The sequence below is a fragment of the Marinobacter sp. AL4B genome (genome assembly GCF_019916045.1).
In the GTDB taxonomy this organism is placed as follows: domain Bacteria; phylum Pseudomonadota; class Gammaproteobacteria; order Pseudomonadales; family Oleiphilaceae; genus Marinobacter.
Genome location: NZ_JAILWZ010000013.1, coordinates 1,100,404 through 1,117,438 on the forward strand (window position 1 = coordinate 1,100,404; position 17,035 = coordinate 1,117,438).

General features: G+C 54.3%; 13 protein-coding genes. 2 read left to right on the top strand and 11 right to left on the bottom strand.

The window, feature by feature from the left end; translation table 11 throughout:
- The 10 genes from K5L82_RS15350 to K5L82_RS15395 all read right to left on the bottom strand — a co-directional run bounded on the left by K5L82_RS15350 (position 1) and on the right by K5L82_RS15395 (position 14,836).
- Positions 1 to 777 carry a MotA/TolQ/ExbB proton channel family protein gene (locus tag K5L82_RS15350; protein ID WP_133006777.1) on the bottom strand — a complete coding sequence of 259 codons (777 nt, stop codon included), beginning with the start codon at positions 775 to 777 and terminating at the stop codon, positions 1 to 3.
- Between the two features lie 86 nt (positions 778 to 863).
- Positions 864 to 1,265, bottom strand: coding sequence for a YkvA family protein (locus K5L82_RS15355; protein ID WP_133006776.1), 402 nt, complete (start codon positions 1,263 to 1,265; stop codon positions 864 to 866).
- 19 nt (positions 1,266 to 1,284) lie between these two features.
- On the bottom strand, positions 1,285 to 2,928 hold the full coding sequence (locus K5L82_RS15360) for a phytoene desaturase family protein (RefSeq protein WP_223134743.1): 1,644 nt from the start codon (positions 2,926 to 2,928) through the stop codon (positions 1,285 to 1,287).
- A gap of 164 nt (positions 2,929 to 3,092) precedes the next feature.
- The gene (pelG, locus tag K5L82_RS15365; protein WP_223134744.1) at positions 3,093 to 4,469 is read right to left on the bottom strand and encodes an exopolysaccharide Pel transporter PelG; all 1,377 of its coding nucleotides are present in this window, start codon (positions 4,467 to 4,469) and stop codon (positions 3,093 to 3,095) included.
- Positions 4,469 to 6,010, bottom strand: a complete 1,542-nt coding sequence (gene pelF / locus K5L82_RS15370) for a GT4 family glycosyltransferase PelF (protein ID WP_223134745.1) — start codon at positions 6,008 to 6,010, stop codon at positions 4,469 to 4,471. The genes pelG and pelF overlap by 1 nt, the downstream gene beginning before the upstream one ends.
- Entirely contained in the window at positions 6,007 to 6,990 is a 984-nt protein-coding gene (locus K5L82_RS15375) for a tetratricopeptide repeat protein (protein WP_133006772.1), read from the bottom strand. The genes pelF and K5L82_RS15375 overlap by 4 nt, the downstream gene beginning before the upstream one ends.
- Positions 6,987 to 8,321 (bottom strand): PelD GGDEF domain-containing protein, encoded by a 1,335-nt coding sequence (locus K5L82_RS15380; RefSeq protein ID WP_223134746.1) that lies wholly within the window; start codon positions 8,319 to 8,321, stop codon positions 6,987 to 6,989. Before K5L82_RS15380 ends, K5L82_RS15375 begins: the two co-directional genes overlap by 4 nt.
- 6 nt (positions 8,322 to 8,327) lie before the next feature.
- Positions 8,328 to 8,861, bottom strand: coding sequence for a hypothetical protein (locus K5L82_RS15385; RefSeq protein ID WP_223134747.1), 534 nt, complete (start codon positions 8,859 to 8,861; stop codon positions 8,328 to 8,330).
- An 11-nt stretch (positions 8,862 to 8,872) separates the two neighbouring features.
- Entirely contained in the window at positions 8,873 to 12,073 is a 3,201-nt protein-coding gene (locus K5L82_RS15390; protein ID WP_223134748.1) for a tetratricopeptide repeat protein, read from the bottom strand.
- A 3-nt stretch (positions 12,074 to 12,076) separates the two neighbouring features.
- Positions 12,077 to 14,836, bottom strand: a complete 2,760-nt coding sequence (locus K5L82_RS15395) for an endo alpha-1,4 polygalactosaminidase (RefSeq protein WP_223134749.1) — start codon at positions 14,834 to 14,836, stop codon at positions 12,077 to 12,079.
- A gap of 222 nt (positions 14,837 to 15,058) precedes the next feature.
- On the opposite strand from K5L82_RS15395, the gene K5L82_RS15400 reads away from it, so the two are divergent.
- Positions 15,059 to 15,745 (top strand): cytochrome b/b6 domain-containing protein, encoded by a 687-nt coding sequence (locus tag K5L82_RS15400; RefSeq protein WP_223134750.1) that lies wholly within the window; start codon positions 15,059 to 15,061, stop codon positions 15,743 to 15,745.
- 6 nt (positions 15,746 to 15,751) lie between these two features.
- Here the strand turns inward: K5L82_RS15400 and K5L82_RS15405 are convergent, their stop codons facing one another.
- Entirely contained in the window at positions 15,752 to 16,216 is a 465-nt protein-coding gene (locus K5L82_RS15405) for a c-type cytochrome (RefSeq protein WP_223134751.1), read from the bottom strand.
- A gap of 137 nt (positions 16,217 to 16,353) precedes the next feature.
- On the opposite strand from K5L82_RS15405, the gene K5L82_RS15410 reads away from it, so the two are divergent.
- Positions 16,354 to 16,779, top strand: coding sequence for a hotdog fold thioesterase (locus K5L82_RS15410; RefSeq protein ID WP_133006766.1), 426 nt, complete (start codon positions 16,354 to 16,356; stop codon positions 16,777 to 16,779).
- Positions 16,780 to 17,035: the final 256 nt, after the last annotated feature.

Here is a 17,035-nt window from a genome sequence, read left to right on the forward strand (position 1 = left end):
TTATCCGCCGCTCGCCTCTTGCTCAGGTGCTTTATCGCGCTGATTCGGGGGCAAATAGCTCGAAAGCATCTGTTCGATAACGCGGGGGTTGGTACCTTGTTGTATGGCCACCAGAGCGTCGGTGTAGAGCATTTGCATGCGAGCCTCTTCGGTCATCCGCAGCGAGAGCTTGTCGGCAATGGGCGAGGCAATCATGGTGGCGATCATCGCACCGTAAAGCGTGGTTAGCAGTGCTACCGCCATGGCCGGCCCGATGGATTTCGGGTCTTCCATGTTGGACAGCATCTGTACCAGACCGATTAGCGTTCCGATCATGCCCATCGCCGGGGCCACGTCAGCCAAAGCGGTGAAGACTTTGGAACCGGAGCGGTTGTAATCCAGGGTCATCAATCGCTCTTTATCCAGCAGTTGTTTGATGGTTTCGTCGTTCTGACCATCGACCAGCATCTGGATGCCACTGGCGAGGAACGGGGAACTGACCTCCCGGCCCTCCAGACCCAGCGGCCCCTCTTTACGGGCAATGCTGGCAATCTCGACCAGTTCTTCGATGCTGTTCTGAGTTTCCGGAAGTTTGAACTTGAATGCCCGAGCTGCGGCCTTGAAAGCGCCGAGAAACTGGGGAATGCTAAATTTGGCTAATACCACCAAAAGACTGCCGCCTACCACAATCAGCAGAGACGCTGAATTGACAAAAACGTCTGGAGAAACGCCAAGAATCACGGCAGAAGCGATGAGTAAGATGGCGCCGACAAGGCCGATCAGAGTAGCGAAATCCACGAGCGCTCCGGAGAGTTTATTGGTTGCGAAAAGGACGAGAAGTGAGATTACCTTTAGTTAACAAAACGATCAATTTGCTTTGGTCTTTATTCTGGTTTTTCCGACAATTCTTTCCACGCTGCGTATTTGTGAAGGTCCGATTCCACCAGCTTCAGGCAAAGAGCCACTACACCTGCATCGTCGAGTAAGCCAAACCCAAAAATTAGATCCGGGATCAGATCGAGCGGATTCAACACATACAGCAAAGCGCCTGCGACTGCGGCAATGGTTTTCCATGGCACGGCGCGGTAACGACCGTTCCAATAATCCCGGATCAGGGAAAACATCAGTTTGATGTCGGTGCCGAAGCGCTGGAGGCGGCCGCTGCTTTTCACTTTGGCCTCGATCGCCTCCTGCCGTTGCAGCAGTGTTTCCAGATCGTCTTTACGGACCTTGCCCGCTTCTTGATTTAGTTGCTGTTCTGCGGTCCTTTTGGAAAACACTGCCATCGCTTTATACCTATCAGTTTTAGCCTACGAAAATACGTTTGGCCAATCCGGCGCCTTTCAGGCCCTGGATGGAGAGCGTGGTAATTAACCCCCCAATCATCGCGCCCACAAGTCCGCAGGTCAAAATGTCCTGCCCGGTCAGGTACAGGCCGGGGATGTCGGTTTTGGGCTTCAGCCAGCGCTGTTCAAATCGTTCAGGGGTATGGTCCAGACCGTAGAGCTCGCCTTCCTCGTAACGGCAGAACCAGGCGGTTGACAGCGGGGTGGACGTTTCTACGTAATCGATTTTGCCGCGTAGCTGAGGCAGCTTGTCATAAACTTCTTCTAGCAGCCTGTCGGTAATCTCGGTTTTAAGGGCCTCGTAATCCTCGCCGCGCTTGCCCCAGGTACTTCCTTGCCAGCATTCGAACATCTCCCAGGAAGTAGGTGCCACCACCTCCAGCGTTGAGGTGCCGGGCCAGCGATTCTGGTAATCCGGATCTTTTGCTGCGGGAAACGACAAATACACCACCGGGAAAGGTGCGTTGTGTGGGTCTTTCAGGAAGTTGCCCACACTGGCATCGTGGTCGGGCCCTGGATAAATCCAGAAGTTGGTGCGAGGCAAACCGAGTTCTTCCGGTGTTCCTTTGAGGCCGATGTACAGTCCGATATGTGCCATGGACGGTTTAATGTGCTTACGGTCTTGTGGATAACCGACCTTTTCCGAGACTTCTTTTGGCAGCAACCGCTCATAGGTGTTGATGACCCCGGCACCACTGATGATTTTCGGGGCCCGGATTTCTTCGCCATCGGCCATGCGAACGCCTACGGCTTTGCCCTTCTCAATCAGAATGTCGGTGACATCGGCGTAAGTAAATACTTCACCGCCTGCGGCCTGGATGCCCGGGATGATGGTTTTCGCAATTTCGGATGCACCGCCGACCGGGTAATAGCCACCGTGCAAATAATGTTTCGCGATGATGGCGTGAATCATAAAGCTGGACTGCTTGGGCGTTACACCACAGTCGCCCCATTGGCCGGTGATGGCGCCGATGAGTTCTTCGTTATCGGTCAGCTCCTTCAGTACATCGTACGTGGTGCGGTTGAAACAGTCCGGCAGGACTTTATTCAAGCCTTTAGAGACGAAGGGGCTAATCAGCGACGGCGAGAGTTTAGACAGGGTATACCACTGCATACCACTGGTAACCTGATCGAGCAGAGCCACGTAACGGTCGATGGCTTCGCCCTCTTCCGGAAACGCGTTCAGTAAGGAGTGTCGAAGGCCTTCTTTGCCCGCCCGCAAATTAACGACTTTATCACCGAGGAAAAAGCGGTCGTAGTTTTCATCCATCGGAGCCCACTTGAGATTGCTATCGGTGATGTAGTCGAACAAGCGACGGGCAAGCGTGGTGCTCACGCCCATATCACCAATGTAGTGAACGCCCACGTCCCATTCGTAGCCGTTACGGGCGTAACTGTGAGTGTAGCCACCTGCGGTGTAATGTTGTTCCAGAACCAGAACCTTTTTACCTGCGCGGGCGAGACATGCCGCAGCTGTTAGTCCGCCAATGCCGGAACCGATGACGATGGCATCGTAAGGGCCTTTTAAACGGTTAGCTCGGTATCGGGTGCCGATTCGGATGGTGCTGGGTTTGAGTTTTTTTGGAGTTATTGCCTCTGTCACTGCGGTATCCTCACGATCATGGATCGGGGCGGTCTGCGGATGCACTTCCAGTCAGCCGTCTCGGTATTATTTTTAGAATATCTTTTAGGATCCTACGGTTCGTGTTGCTTGTCCAGATACGCGCTCTGAAGCTTTGACGAGCAGCGCAATTACCTGGCTTGCGGTTAGCGCCCTTGTAACATGAAGGTTTCGTACTCAAGCCGGTCAAATTTACGGGACAGCAATGCCAGCCCGATGACCGATGACAGGAGGGTCGCGCCTGCGTATCCGTAACCGTAGAAATTTGCGCCCAGTTCGATGGTGGTTAAGGTGAAAATCAGGTTGCTGGCGAAAAAGATGACGCACAGAGACACGTTGATGTGGCGCGAATCCAGATAAAACAGCACGTTCTGGATCGCCAGCAATATCAGCTGCATGCTCACTGATACCAGATCGATGTAGAACATAGGCAGATACAAGGTGGAGATACCGATAGCGGCGAGAATCTCGTCGGCCCAGATGAACAGAATGATCAGTGTGAAGCTTTGCACCTTACAGATTTCGTAGATGCCGTTGCGCGCTACCCGCACCATCTCATCCCGAAAGCCGTTAATGTGGGCGAGGGTATCGCCTTCTCGGACGGCGGTGTAGAAACGGTCATAGGCTTCAGAAAAATCGGTTTCCATACGGACGAGAAACACCGCCATGCCTGGAATGATGGCCAGATAAGCCAGAAAAATTGAAAGATCGTAGATGGCCGAAGCCCGCAGAGTGCCAATCACGTGCTGCGAGGTGTCCGGGTGGAACCAGAAGATGAACTTGTCGGCCCAGACCGCGGCGTTGAACAACAGCCCGGTTGCAATCAGCGTAGGGAACACTTGTGAGCGCCGGGTGAAGCTGAAATCGATCAACTTGTCGCTGGGGTATTGTCGAATGATGCTGAACAGAAAACTGAACAGCAACAGGCTGTGCCCCAGAAGCAGACCGCCTAATAGACCCTCAAGGCCTAGGCTGGATAACAGCAAAGCGGCGACAATCGCGGTGGTGTAGCCAACGGCGAACAGCACCACAATCAGGTAATAGGATTTCATCCCTGACAGGAAGATGGTAACCGGCCAGAGGTTACACAGCACCACGAAATTGGCCAGCATCAGCAACTTATACAGCGTGCTGGTGTCTGGCAGCAAAAATAGTATTGCCGGCAACCCGCCCAGCAGTGCCAGTAGGGTTGAGAGCCAAAGCACGCCCATCAGATTGGGCAGAATCAGATCGTTGCGCTTCTCATAGAGCCGGTCGGCCACCCAGCGGGTAAACACATGTTGGAATAACCCCGAAAGCACCAGTGAGATGGCCATCAGGTAGGTCACCGACACTAAAAACTGCACGATCTCTAAATCACGGACCGCCAGTGTCAGGCTGACGATACCGATCAGCATCACTCCGAGTACCGAAAGCACCCAAGGGCCTGAACTGATGACGCTGGCAAGTCCGTAGGCGCCGATCAGACTGCTAAGGCTGTCGCGTTTAAGTATGCGTCTGAGTTCGAATCCAATACCCGCCATCAGTCTTCCCGGTTTTCGGCCGATAACGCCGTGTCGTAAATGTTTCGATACGAATCGTACATAGATTCCAAGGTGTAAAATTGTTTAACGCGAGCCAGCCCGGCGGCACTGGCTGTTTGCCAACGTTGTTTGTCCAGCAGAAGCCGGGTGGCTGCTCTGGCGGTGGCTTCCGGGTCTGCGATGGGCACCACCGCGCCACTACTTCCTAAACGTCTGTCTTTAACGGTGCCACCTTCGATTAACTCACGGCAGGCACCCACATCGGTGGCAAGGCAAGGCAGGCCCGCGGCATTGGCTTCCAGTATCACCAAGGGTAAGGCTTCGGAAATCGAGGTCAGCACCATCAGGCCCAGCTTCGGGAGGATGTCGTTTACGTTCTGGAATCCCAGGAATTTGACGCAGTTTTCCAAGCCCAGACTGCTGACCAATTCCCGACACTCTTTCACATAGACAGGGTCCTCTTCTTCCGGCCCGACGATCCAGCCTTCCACGTTGGGGATCACCTCGTAAACGGCGCGCATGGCCCGGATAAAGGTTTTGATGTCTTTGATCGGAACCACACGCCCGACAAGCCCCATTACCATGGGCACTTCATCGGGACGGGCAGCCAAAGCGCCTTCAAACCGGCTGGGATCAATCCCGTTGGGAACGATCTGGGTGAGAGCCGGTTCTGCGCCGTCGGCGAGCTGGCGTTGCTGGTTGCCTATGTAGAGCGAGATGATGGGGTCGGCCATTTGATAGGACATACGCCCCAAAGATTCGAAAAAACGGATCCAGAGTTTGCGAATGTACCCTAAATCATCATTCAGGTTGGTGCTGACCTTATCGGTAACATCTTTGATCCAATCAGCCTGTGACAGGTCGATTTTGCGTTCTTTGGTATAGATGCCGTGCTCGGTCAGAATGTAAGGAATACCCCGAGTCTCTTTTAGCATGGCACCCATCAAGCCTGCGTAACCGGTAGACACCGCATGAACCGCCCGGGTGGGCGGAATGTTCCGGGCAATTTCGGCGATTCGAAAAAGCGGCCCGTGCATGATTTTGATGGTCCAGAAATAATCGATGAACGAAGGGTCTGTGCAATATTTGTTATAACTTTCGTCGATCACCTTCCAACTTTCTTCGCTGTGCAGAAAGTCTTCTTTACTGATGCCACCTTTGCGGCCGAGGCTTTGAAAAATGTCACTGAATACCCCTTTCGGTACAGGGGCTTTGTTACGAAGCTGGCTGTGTAGCTTGCGCTGGGTGTCGAACGCTGCCCGATTGCCTTTGCGGGCTTTCGGCTTCGATTCCACTAACGGGTCCATCAGATAGTGACATTCAAGATGAATCACGTTCTCGGGCAGTTGGTATTGTTGTTCACCGTAATGGCTGCGGTCACCGCCTAGAAAGATCAGCGAGAAACGGTATTGGGGTAAGCCAGAGATGATTTGATGTACCCAGGACGAAACGCCGCCCCGGACAAAGGGATAGGTGCCCTCAAGCAACAATGTAATGTCGGCAATGGATGTTTCCGGTGCTGCCGGTTTTCGCCAGATCATAGCCAACCCTCCATTAATTCCTTTACCGGTGCGGACGGGCCGAAACGTGAACAGTTGGCCAGATGGAAACGCACTTTTTGGAAGTCTCGTGCCAGAAAAGCGACTTCGGCCAGGTACGGATATATCAGCTCGGGGGGGGCGCCGTTAGTCAGCGCGGCTTCAAATGCGTTGCTGGCGGCTTCGGTATGGCCCAGCGCCAACTCAATACGGCCTAGCAAACGCCAGTCGTTGTGAAACGACTTTGCCTCGGTCAGTTTGACCAGAACACGGTGGGCATTCTCAAGGTAATACTGTTTAAGCCCGCCTTGGGCAAGGCCCAGATACGCAATTTCCCACCAAGTGTGGGCGAGTCGGCGGGTCAGTCGGTGCCGGTCAGGATGCTCGGGGTCGTCGAGCAGCTTTTTCAGTTCCTGAGCACGGGTGGCAAGTTGCTTTTCCTTTTGTTCTAGCATCGAATAAGCCAACAGCCGTATGTCGTCGGAAGGGTCTTTGAGTGCTTCTTTCAAAATATCGACGGCTTCCTGATCAGTTAATTGCCGAGACGCGAGCAAAGCTTTCAGGCGTTTTTCGGACGAGCTTGCCTCACGCAGCACTTCCCGCAGACCGCCGTCACTAAAACCCAATTGATCACCCATATCCACCGGTCGGTAAGGCAACTCGGGTATGTCGGTTTCTTGCCAAGGGTTATGTCGCTCGGTTCGGGGCAAGCGAAGTGGCAGCAAAATGCCGGCGAACACGCCAATGCTGCCGATGACGGGCATGGCGAATTGCAGGGTGAATAGAAACAGACCAGATAATATCAGTTTGCGTCTATAGCTGGCGGGTAAAAGTGGCAGGCATACCACTGTGAACACCAATGTTGCCAATGCGTGCGCTGTTAAATAGGCTGACAGCGCCAGCAGTGAAGGCAGGTCGGTAAACAACGCAGCGAGGCCACCGGCCTCCAGCGTTAGCCCAAGCGAAATGAGCCAACCGCTCATGCCAGTTCCTTTTGTTGGCGCTCGAGCCATTCTGTGGGATGGGTCTTCTGTCCCAACGGCAATTGCTGAATGCGGGCGAACGATTCAAGATAACGCCCGGATTGCTGCTGCACGGCATCGGCAAGACGCTGCAAGTAGGCGGCAGCGCCAAGCTCGTCGGTCAGCGGCAGTAATACGACAATTTGGGTGTCTTCCGCTTCTGGGGGCTGAGTAATCACGTCTAAGCCTCGACGCATCTGTTGCATCATTTGGTAAACGTGAGTGGCTGAAGCTGCGCTGTTGAAGTTGAAATGCACAAGCGTGGAAGGCAGGTCGTGGTCGCGGGCGTCGCTATTTACCCGCGCAAGCTGGAACAGGAAGTGACGCCAATCAGCCTGTACTTGACCAGAAACCTGGCTGTGTTCCAGCAACATATCGGTCATGTGTCCCGTCATGATTGCCAGTAGGCGAAGTGTTTTCGGCTGAAAGCTGAAAAAAGGCATGGCCTCGACAGTGACAACGCCGATCATGTGCTGTTCAGAATCAATCAAAGGAAGCGCGAGTAGCAGCTGAGTATCCAGATCGCCGAGGTTGTTGCGGTATTCGGTGTGCACCGAAACCAGTGTTCTTTGTTCCAGTGCATGCACTAACAGAGGGTCATCAGGATCAAGCGGACTTGAGTTGCCCACGGTTGCGATGGGTTCTTTTGCCAGCTCACCTGCGTGGATCGGGTAGATTGCCGCTACCTGTAATTGCCCGTAGCGGACCAGCAAACGCATGATCAGCGCTCCGGTTTCTGCGTTGAGTCCGGTACCCCGGGCATGAGAAATCTCGCTATACAGCCGCCGCAACGCTTCGCGAAGGCTGTTGGAGTTACCGGCAAGCTGCTGCTCGAGACGGTCATGGGAAACTTTGAGAAGGTAAAAGTTACGAGTAAATTCTTCCAAACGCACGTGGCGGTATTGATTGGCGGCGACCAGTTTTTCAATGCGCCGGTCCCAGTAATCCCGAAACTCTCCGGCCAGTAAGCTGGTTGCCAGAATGCCAACCCCCCAGGTGTAAGGCAGCTGCTCGCCCGGCACGACGCTGGCCCGATACATCAGTGCGGCACCGGTGAACATGAGACTGGAAGACACCAGGGCCATCATGAACCCGTATCTCAGGCCAGCAACCAACGCAGCAAGCACCGGCCACGGGAAGGTTTCCCCGATAAACAACGGGTTTTCCGGGTTCAGCCAAACCCCTACAGCGAGAAAGAGCAGGGTCATGAGAATGGTTTCCAGCCACTTCACCCACACTGCCGTTTCTTTGCTTGAGAGACCAAGATCGCCGTATACGTCGGATTTTGTCATGTCGGTTTAACGCGCCGCTTCGATTACAGGCATTTCGTCCAGCAGATCTTCTAGTACTTTGTGGCCGGCAACCGCCACGCCCTCTCGGCCCCAGCCGGTGCGGGCTCCGGTGCCGGACCAGATCACTGAGTTGTCTTCGGCATCACGGAACACCAGCGTAAGGCCAACGGCCGGTTCGCCGTCGAGGCCATTCTTGTAGCGCCATTCATCAACGGTGCCTTCCACGATGATGTCAGCGCCTTGATCCATAGCCGTGGCAATCGCATCTTGCTGGCGATCGTGGTTATCGTAAATCAGTGGATTGTCGTCAGCTGGGAGGTAAAGCTCAACTTCAGAAGCGCCTCGAGCGCGAAGCAAGGCACTGAGAATGCTGGCCGCTTGGTCGCCGGCTTGCGGTGTCTGCGACAGGTTGCCCAGCGGAATCACAGCAAAGCGACTATCGAGATCGACAGGCTCGGATTGGGTTTGGCTTTGCATGACTGAGCAACCGGCCATAAAGGCCAGAGAAAGCCCGAGAGTAAGGGATCGCATGAGCATCATAAAAACTCCTGTTAATGACCTAAATAAAGGGTATACGTAAATTTTGCGTTTGCACGGGGTTGACCGCCCAGACTGTCGGAGCTGTAGCCAGCGGACAGAGCTAATTCGTCATCGCCCAATACGCGCCAGCCCAGGCCGACACGGGCACCAAAATCAAAGCTTGCGTTGGAAAGCACATAACCGGTGTCCAACGCTAAAAAGTAACGAGGCGAAGGCCGGGTTCGATACAGAGCATGAGGTTCACCGTGGGACCATTCGGATGTAAAACCAATGCGCTCATAATCCTCGCTCAGCAAGTCGCCAGGAGCGAGTGGCGTTTCCAGTAGAGACACGGTTTTAGATGACAAATCGTCACCAACGTCTAAAGACTGGTGTTGATAGTTCAGTGACAGACGCCAAGCGGGATCACTTTCGAACAGACGATGGGTGGCTTGCAGATTAGCATTGTACCCGGTGCCTATCTGACCACCGAAGGCTTCATCGATGGTACGGTAATCAAGGTTTCCGCTGACCGTCAGTCTGGACCACGGGGTGTAGCTAGTGGCAAGCGACAGTCGGTTGCCTGAGGTAAGCCACCAGGCCTCGGCGCTGTCGCTGACGCGCTCGTTAAAGGCGGCGCTGGCGGAAAGTGTCACGCTGTCAGTGGGTTGGCTGTCTAGCTTGATCTGGCCGGCTGCTTGCTCTCCGCCCGCGAAGGTGTAGGTGCCGATTTCAGCGGTGAACAAGTGATCCACAAAGTTGTTCTGCCATTGCAGTGTTCCGCCCGTGCCCGGTTTCGGCGTTTGTTTGAGCTGGCCCTGATCGTTGGCGCTGCTGTGTTCCGCCGAAAATAGCCAGCGGTATCGGTCGTGACTGAATTGGCCGGATACGCCAGCAGTGTTCAGAGAGAAACCACCGAGGTCCCGTAGCTCGATACCTGCTTGCAAGGCCCGATTGTCGGATTGGTAAAGCGGTTCGCGAGGTGATTGTTCCGGGTCCCGGAGCTTTGCATAAAGACGGTCGGTCACATCCGGGGGCAGCGTTTCGCGTTCGCTGGCGTGCAGAATGGCCTGTTGCCGCAGCGCGTCGGCTTCCGCATGTTTACCGGTTTCGTAGGTTTCTGAGTAATCGGCCAGAGCCAGCAGTTGGTTTGGTTCATCGGATAGTTGTTGGCGTGCGGCGCTTAACCAGGCGTTCGCTTTCCCGGGCTCCCCCAATGCGAAGTGGCCATAAACTTGAAGGGCGTAATCATTGGCTGCGGGTGAGTCCTCCAGCATGGCTAAGATGCGAGGTAAGCGCCCGGGTAAAAGCTCAGGTTGACCGATCAGGAACCAGCCCCAACTGGCCAGTATTCCGGTGTTCTCAGGTGCTAGGCGATAGGCCTGAACATACGCTTGTTGAGCTGCTGCGGTCTTGTTCTGGTGTTGGTGCATGCGTGCACTGAGTCGCCAGAACAGCGGGTCGCGTTTTGTTTGGCCTAAGCGTTCGTTCCAGGTTTTAAGCGATTTGGACAACTCCTTGAAGCGGCCAAGCGAGGCTTGCAGCTCGGCGGTGATGGCCAGATAGCGGGTTTCTCCGGTTTCCTGATATTGCTCCTCACTCAGACGAAGTGTTTCTTCAGGAGTGCCGAATTGCCAGGAATAGCCAATCAGTTGATCTCTTGTATCGACCGTCAACGTTCCTGCAGGCTGAGTGATGATTCGATGGTAGTACTGCTCGAGAACATCGGTTCGATTCAGAATGCGGGCCAGATCCAGTCGCATGATTTCGACTTCCTGTGCTAATGCTGGCTCTGTAGGCGTGAAATCCAACGCGGCTAAAGCGGCTTCCGGATTTCGAGTGCGCCAATGCAGGTTGGCTAGTTGAACTTGTTCTTCATCGGTCAGGTTCGGCGCCGTTTCCAACAGATCAATCGCCTCAAAAAACTGGCGATTGTTTGTTAACAGGGCAAGTTCACGTTGCCGGAGAGTGGAGCTGGCGGGATATTGTTGGGTGCCTTCCAGCAGGTACCGGTTCGCAGCTTGCCAGTCGCCAACGCTGACCAGTGCATCGGTCAGTTGTATGTAACCCTCTTCGGACAGCTGCCGACGCTTGGCCTGAATCTGATGCAATTCAACCAGCGTCGGCCACTGAAATAAGCCTTCAGCCAGATTGGTGGCTCGGTCGTAAGCTTGCGTAGAGTTGTCAGCCGGGGATTGTTCTAAAAACAGCGTGCGCCAATACGCCAAGGCTTTTTTCGGTTGATTGCTCCATTCATAGAGCTGGGCCAGTTGTTTCTGATCGGTTCGGCTGAGGCTCTGGCTAATGCTTTCCATGCGCTGTGCCGTTTCTAGTGCGTTACCCAGGTTGTTTTGCCCGAGCTGGTGCGCCAGCAACTGACGTTGAATCTCTATGTCTGACGGTTCGGCTTTCGCCAGCTGCGCTAACCAGCGACTGCCGATGTCGGGCTGTCCGGCAAAGTTGGCCAAGCGGATGCCCTGGCGTAATTGTTGTGTATTCAGTTTGTTTTCCCGGTGCAGCGCGAGGAACCGTTGTAAGGCGCGCTGTGGATTGCTAGTCGCCAAATCAAGTCGTATCAGGTTTGCTACAAAGGCCTCTGTTTCCTTGGGTGGCACGAGCTTATAAACAGAATCCAGTGTGTAGGCAGCGTCCCTTGGGTTACCTGTTGCCTCCTGAAGTTTTGCGAGCGATTGGCCTGCCCTCAGCCGTTTGGTCCCGGTTGCCAGTTCAAAGAACTGCTGTCGAACGATCAGTTGATCGTTGATCGTCAGTAGTGGCAAGTTGTCTGCCATGAGCGTTTCTTTGTCGCCAATGGCATAGGGCTGTAACAGGGCTTGCTTTATCGTGGTGGCAAGTTGGTTGCGAACCAGTACTTGTCCTAGCGTCGTTTGAGCGCGAAAAAATTTCCCTCGAAGTAGCTCGGTGAAAGCGGACATAGCCTCGATAGGTACATCGGCTTGCTTGATTAGGGGGGAGAGTGTGCCGATTGCGTTCGTGTGTTCACCAACTTTTTGTTGCATTCGGCCCAGTGTCAACCGCAACACCTGGTTGTCCGGGTCAGATTTGAGCAGGGTTTCTAGATAGGCGAGAGAAATACTGTCGGGTGATTCGAGGTATCCGGGGTCTTCGTAAATTGCCTGCCTCGGAAACAGTAGGTACAACGTCACCGTAATCAGCGCAGCCAAAGCCAGCAATGCAGGTATGCTGAAAAAAGCAGGTTTACGTTGGCGCATGGATCAACGGCACTCCATTTCGAAGCGGCCTGCTTGCTGCGTGTTCGAACGGAAGTGCAGCAAGTCGTTGACGGTATTTTGGCTCAGCTTGGTTCCTGTGACGCGGCATTGCGAGGTGCCCGACAACGCAAAATCCAGGGTCTGGTAGCCGTGTAATTCCATTTGAATATGCCAGCGTCCGTTTTTTCGGCTGCGCTGCCAGCTAACGAGCTGTGCGTTGGCGGAATCCAGCATGGGACCTGGTGACGGTTCAGATGCTAAAACTAGCATCGGGTCGTTTCCGGCGAGATGCACGAAACGCACCTTACCCACATCATGATAGCCCGCCACGCCTCGGCTCAGTGCCAGGTCGGGATACTGATTTTGGCTGATCCGAACGGTGGAAGGTGGCCGAGTGCCACGCCAGCGGTAGCTATTCTCGTCTGGCTGCAACAGAACGGAATAGTACTGCCCTTGCACGCGCTTGGCATAGTCACTCAAATACAGAGGCGTTACCGGCTGTGACAGGGCGTAATCGTAGATTTCTTTTAAGGCTTGAATCGCCTCGGGCTTGGTGCCGGAGTAAAAATGATAGTAGATCCCCAAGGGCTTCAGGCGGTTGTGGGATTCCAGAATCTTGAAGCTTTCGATCACGTTTCGAAAGCCGAAAAACGGGCCAGTCCATAGGTTGGTATACACGTTTTCATTCATCACCGGTGCATAAACCTGTAATTCATCCCCTATTGGCCGTGCATCCGGCCAAACACCGGCCAATTCGGAATCGAAAGGCAGCGGGTGGGTGTTGCCTCCGTTCACGTTCACCAGGCCCAATTCGCGCACGGCTCTTAGGGCTTCTGCCCCGGGGCGGGCATCGCCGGTCCAGAGAAACACCGATGCAGGTTTATTTTTCGGTGCCAGTCGCCGGTTGATGTAGGCGACGGAATCGTTGATTTCACGGTTTACGTTGGGCGTATATTGAGGCACAGCCATGGAATAGCCGTAAAGAGTTTCGTCCAGATTGGGCGCGGTACTGGTATCGCCCTCAAGCCGGGCCCAGAAAAAGGGGTGACTATAGGAGTGTGACGCCACTTCTACCTTGTCCATTGCGAACATGGATCGGGCACTGGCTTCGGCTTCGGCGCTGACATCAGGATAAAGGCCTTTTGGCGAGGTTTCGGCCTCAATCACTGACAAAGTATGAGGAATATTGTAGACCTGCAGGATTTTTTTCTGGATGGCCTCAGAGCCGAGTGGCCGGCCGGGCAGTTCGGCACGTGAAACCAAACCGTCACCGTCAATGTGCGCGGTGAGTATGCGCCGGCCACTTTCCGTAGTGCTATCGATAGCGGGGAACGCGGACAGTTTTAGCGCCTCCTTGAGGAAGGCGAATGGATCAAACAGCCAATAGGCTTGATCATCCGGTCCTTTTTCAAAGATAAAGCCAGCGGTGGCGACGGCACCTTTTTCGTGGGTATAAACCGGGCTGTAGTGTGCGCCGGACGCGTCGGTGACTGTTAGCCATGAATTCGCAGCGCCGGGTTGGGGTAATGGGGCAAAAGCGGCTGAGGGAATACGAGTGCTCTCGAAGTTGCCCATGGATGGGTGGCCTTCGGACACTTTTAGCTCTCCCTGAGGGGCAGCGGTACGACGGCTTTGCATCAACTTGTTGCACTGGATTGCAGTGGGGCGGAGGCCGAACAATACCACCGGGAAATCGGCCGATTGTGCTTTGCCGGCCCAGCGGCAAAAGCGGGATTTTCTTGCGTCAGTTTCCCACCAGGTGACGATGCCAGCGTATCGATCGGTTACCGGCTCTTTCGGCAAAGGCTGTTCGAGGGAGCGGTAAACCGGCACCAGCCCCAGCCGCTCCAGAACAATACCCAGCCGTCGATGGGCTGCGCTGCGGTCGGATTGGCCTTCTGGCAAGTCGTGATAAACCAGAACGTGGCGTTTTTTAACCACGGGGTTGGTTGGGCCAAGGCGGTTCAGGTTGTGGTCAGAGACATACGGAATAAAGCCGTCCTGCCGGAGCTGTTCCGATAATTCGAACGCGTTGGTCTTTGCATGGGCATAGTCGATGGCAATGATCGGTAGCTCAGGGTGTGCTTCACGCCAGTGGCTGAGTTGGCTCGTTAGCCATTCGCGGTCTTGATCAGATACCTTGTAGTATCGGCGCCCACCCGCCTCGAAACCATTGCGCCAAGACTCGAAAGCAAGGGCATCAACGTTGTTATGGGCCGATTCGGGCAAATGGAAGCCGCGATTGATGATGATCCGGCTATCCGGGAAGCGTTCGCGCATCGCGGCGATCAACAGCCCTTGCGCTTCTGCGAAAGCTTCAGGGTTCTCCCGGCCTTCATCGGTCAGAAGATGGCTGTCCAGTGTATCGAGAAAAACACCTTTAAAACCGCGTGCCATGGCCGGAGCCACCAATTGCTCGAGCATGAAATTGCGCACATCTTCTTTTCGGATGTCGAGCACATAGCTCTTCCACGCCGTGTTTTCCCCGAGCACCCAGTCTTTTTTCAGGCTTTGTGCAGCCTGGTCCGAATGCGCCATTTCACCGGCACTTAAGTAGGCAATCGGACGAGTGTTGCCTTTGTGGAGTAAGTTGAGACGGGCGTTGGTGGTCTGGCTGGGTTGGAGCACCAGCCAATCATAAGCATAAAGGTTGCCGATAGGGGCTTCGTGACCGTAATAAAAGCCGACATTCCGGGGCGAACCGGAGCTTGGTGAGCTGGCCGCCAGTGTGTGTATCGATAACAGCAGCGATGTGAGAAACAAAATATATCGATACATCGTGTGCAGAATAAGCTCTCTTTTATGCGGTGGGGCGGTCGTTCGACAGTCCGCCCCTGACTTTGCTTTTACGATCCAATGAGATTATAGAATTAAGGCTGGGTAGACAAGGCACACTGGGGCTCGAGGCGCGACAGGTGGGGATGCTTGCGGAACTAACAGCGACCGATTTGGTCCCTTAGCGAATCGAAAAGAAAAGGAACTGGTATGAAAACCATTCGGTTATGGGATTTGCCCACGCGATTGTTTCACTGGCTGTTGTTGCTGGCGATCGTGGGTGCGGTGATTACAATGAAATTAGGCATGCCCGAATGGCATGGCCGGTTTGGCCTGTTTGCAGTCGGTTTATTGAGTTTTCGAATATTGTGGGGCTTTGCCGGCTCGACTTACGCGCGCTTCGCTTCGTTTGTGCGCGGGCCCTCAGCGGTTTTTCGGTATCTCAGGGGGCAGTGGCAAGGGGTGGGTCATAATCCGCTGGGAGCACTCTCGGTGTTGGCGTTGCTGGGCTTGTTCGGGTTTCAGGCCGTAACCGGCTTGTTTGCTAATGATGAGATATCTTTTCAAGGGCCGTTATATTCGTTGGTGTCGTCAGACTGGAGCGATACCCTGAGCAGCTGGCATCGACAGACCGAATGGTACCTCTACGGTTTGGTCGCTCTGCACGTTCTGGCGGTGCTGTGGTATTCAAAAGTAAAGAAAGACAATCTTCTGCAGCCAATGATCACGGGTAAAAAACAGGTGACTGCTGGTGTCGCATCGGATGCAAAGGGTGGGGGGATTGTGGCTTTTCTGGTGTGTTTGGTGCTGGCCGGAGGGGTTGTTTTGGGTGCCAGCGGTCGATTTGTGTCACCGCCGCCGGCTCCCGAGCCGCCACCCCAGAGTTTGGGATGGTAATCCGCGTTACTTAGCGCGGAAGTTGTCGTGGCAGGCTTTGCAAGTCTTGCCCACGGCGGCAAACTGGCGTGCCAGCGCGGCTTTGTCACCCTCGGCGGCAACGGCTTGAAGCTTGTTGGCTTCACGGCCAAAGTTCATGCCCACTTCGCGGGCTTTTTCCGGTTGTTCAAAAAAATCGGGCTTTAAGCGGGTGTCGTCTGCTTTGTCCAGGGATGACCCTGGGCTGTACAGTGCGCCCATGCCGGAATTAGCAACAGCGGCAATGGCGTTCGCGGCTGCTTTCATCTGCTGATCGTTGTAGGCAACGTCGCCATCGACGGCTTGTGCTTTAATTTTCCCCATGTTCCATGACATGAACTGGTAAGCGCTTTTACGAGCCGTGATTTGGTCTTCAATGCTCATTTGGGCGGCTGCAGGTAGGGCAATCGTCAGTGCCAGAGCAGCGGTGGCGATTAGGCGTGTTTTTTTCATTTTCGATCCTTCTCTTTCTTGATCTGGTAGTAAATGGTAAAAGCGTTTATAAAGGCGTGGTTCTAAGCATGCTACCTGTATAGACTCACCCCATGACAAACGTATGCGTTTAAAGTTCAACCCGGAGACGTTTCACAATGGCAATTTGGACAGTAACCCCCAGTATTGAACAGATGACTGCGGCCAGCAAGAATACGGCGGTCGGTCATATGGGTATTGAATACCTCGAAATCGGTGACGATTATGTGAAAGGCCGCATGCCGGTGGATGAGCGCACCATTCAGCCGTTTGGCGTTTTGCATGGTGGAGCTTCGGTGGTGCTAGCGGAAACACTGGGCAGTATGGCCGCCAACTGTGTTCTGAGGGATAAGGGTACTGTTGCTGTAGGGCTGGATATCAACGCGAACCATATCCGCCCAGTGAGTGGTGGTTGGGTATATGGTACGGCGAAGGCCCAGCATATCGGCAGTGCAACTCAGGTTTGGGAAATTCGCTTGGAAAATGAGCAGGGTAAGCTGACCTGTGTTTCCCGTTTGACCATGGCTGTCACCAAACGCCGATAATCGGGTTGTGCCAGGGGGCAGGGTCAGTCGGTATACAGCGGGATTCGCTCGCGACCCTGCTCTTTGGATTGATACAGCGCCTTGGCGGGCTTTGTCGCTGAACGTTTCGGGTAGTAGCAGTACGAATTTCTCTCCGCCCATTCGGGCAATAAGATCAATTCACGCAACCGTGCTTGCATGGCGTACTAAACGCAAACAAGTACTTCGTCACTAATTAGACAATAGCCGCGCAGGCGATGCCTGATATTTACTGGAG